The sequence below is a fragment of the Sphingosinicella sp. CPCC 101087 genome, from assembly GCF_004151485.1.
Classification (GTDB): domain Bacteria; phylum Pseudomonadota; class Alphaproteobacteria; order Sphingomonadales; family Sphingomonadaceae; genus Allosphingosinicella.
The window spans coordinates 1-2,362 of sequence record NZ_SBFF01000028.1; the positions used below are offsets into that span (position 1 = coordinate 1).

General features: G+C 67.6%; 1 pseudogene. It reads right to left on the bottom strand.

The annotated features are described in order from the left end of the window. Nucleotides 1-2,362 (bottom strand): annotated as a pseudogene (locus EKM57_RS21625) (hypothetical protein); the annotation flags it as partial.

The following is a 2,362-nucleotide window of genomic DNA, read 5'->3' on the forward strand; positions in this document are numbered from 1 at the left end:
GTCGGTATATTCCTTGGCGGAGGCCAGGGTGCTGGCGAGCCCATCGTTGAGCTGCTGGACATTGACCCCGTCGGTCGGCGCGACGCCGGCGGCGACGTTGCGGAGCCTTGTCGCCTCTCCGCCCGGATTGAACGTCACCGAGTTGCCTTCCGCATCATATTGCACCGAGTTGTTCGCGACCTGCGCCACCTGGTGGAGCTGCGATCCGTTGACCGCATCGGTCGACGTGGCGTTCACCGCGCCCGCCCCGACGTTGCGCACGACGTTGCCGCCCATATCGACGGTCGTGTTGCCGCCGACCACGAGGCCGCCATTGGCATTGACCACCCCGTTGAAGGTCGGATTGTCCGCCATGGCGATCTCCATACGGTTGCCGTCCAGCGTCACGACCGTGTTGGAGCCGGCAACGACGTTCAGCGTGCCGTTCGACGGCACGTTGGTGGTCGGACCGCCATTGGCCTGGACGTTCCAGCCCGCGCCGGCATTCTGGTTCACGGCCTCGAGCGCGTCGTTGACGCTGGTGTAGCTGTTGCCGCCGACGTTGAGGTTGGTCGTCAGCTCGCCGGTGGTCGAGTTGTAGGTCGTGTCGCCGCCGAGGCTGTTGGCGACGCTGTCGCCGAGATTCTGGACGACCTGGGTATTGGCGGTGACGGTGTCGCCCAGGTTGGTGACCCGGTCATCCAGGTTCTGGATGTCCGTGCTGTTCTGGACGACCGTGTCTCCCAGGTTCGTGACCGTATCGCCCAAATTCTGGATGTCCGTGCTGTTCTGGGCGACCTGGTCGCCGAGGTTCGTCACCTGATCGCCCAGATTGGCCACCTCGTCCCCGACGTTCGTCAGCTGGGCGCCAAGGTTCTGGATGTCGGTCCTGTTCTGGACGACCTGCTGGTTGACCGAATCGAGCTGCGCCACGTTCACCGCGTCGGTCGGCGCGGAGCCGGCCGCGACATTGGTGACCTGGCGCTCGGCGCCGGGCGCGCCGACCGACACCTCGCCTGCCGAGCTCTGCGGCGCGGTGAGGCCGTAGGCCGCATAGCCGATCCGCGACCCGACATTGGTCACCGCTCCGGCCCCCAGGGCAACGCTGCCCGAGAAGCTCGCATTGGCGCCGGCGCCGATTGCGACGGACTGGATGCCGTCCGAGGTCGCATTGGTGCCGAGCGCCAGCGCATCCTCGCGAGAGACCTGGGCATTCTGGCCGATCGCCGTACCGCCGGGCGCGGTCTGCTGGACGAGCGCGCCGTTGCCGATGCCGATGCCATTGTCGCCGTTGACCACGGTGGTCGGCCCGACGGCGACCGATTCCTGCCCGACGGCGAGCGAGTCCGCCGCCAGCGAGTTGGCGTGGAAATACAGGACCGGGGTGACGCTGACCGAGGCGATCGCACCCTGGAGCTGCCGCAGCGTCACCGCATCGTGCGTCTGCGTCCCGTCGGCGACGTTGGTGATCTGGCGCAGCTCGTTCGTCGCGGCATTGCCGACCGAGACCGCCCCCAGCAGGGCAACGTCGGTCGTGTTGTATTCGACGTAGCCCAGTCCCGCCGGGATGGTGCCGCTGACCGGGGCAAGCGCCCGGTCCGACACCGAGCCGGCGCCGAGCGCCACCGAGCCGTCGATGCTGGCGAGGGTGCCGGTGCCCACCGCCGTCGACTCGACGGCCGTGGACGAAGCCGCAATGCCCGCGGCCAGCGAGTTCAGCCCCGTCGCGCCGTCATTGTCGTAATTGGCAACCGGGGTGCCGCCGTCGTTGAGACTGTAATAATGGCTCAGATTGGCGTCGACCGCGGTCAGGGCATCTTGGATCGTCGTGTAATTGTCCCCGGCAATGTTGATCGTGGGGCCGGTGATGGTCCCGTCCGGATTCACGACCGTCCCGCCACCGAAATAATTGGCGATGCTCCCGCTCACGCCGAAAAGCTGCGATCCGTTGACGGCGTCGGTCGAGGTCGCGTTGACCGCGCCCGGCGCGACGTTGGTGATGACCAGGCCGCCGGCGTCGATGCCGGCCGTGGTGACGCTCGGTCCGCCGGCGATGGTGATTCCATCATTGTTCACCACGGTCCCGCCCGCCGTCATGCTGTCGACGGTGATGTCGGCAGCAAGATCGATGGTGACGTCGTCGGCGGCCGGATCCTTGGCGACGACGATATTGCCGTCGACATTGCTGAAGTCGACCGTGTCGCCGGGGGCGACGGTGGTTGCGTTGGCGCCCTCGGCGGTCAGCGTGAAGCCGCCGCCGACGGTGGTGGCGAGCTCCTCGACCGCCTGGTTGGTGGCGAAGAGCTGGGAGCCGTTGATCGCATCGGTCGACGTGGCGGCGATCCGGCCGGCCGCGACGTTCTGGATCTGCCGCTCGGCGCCC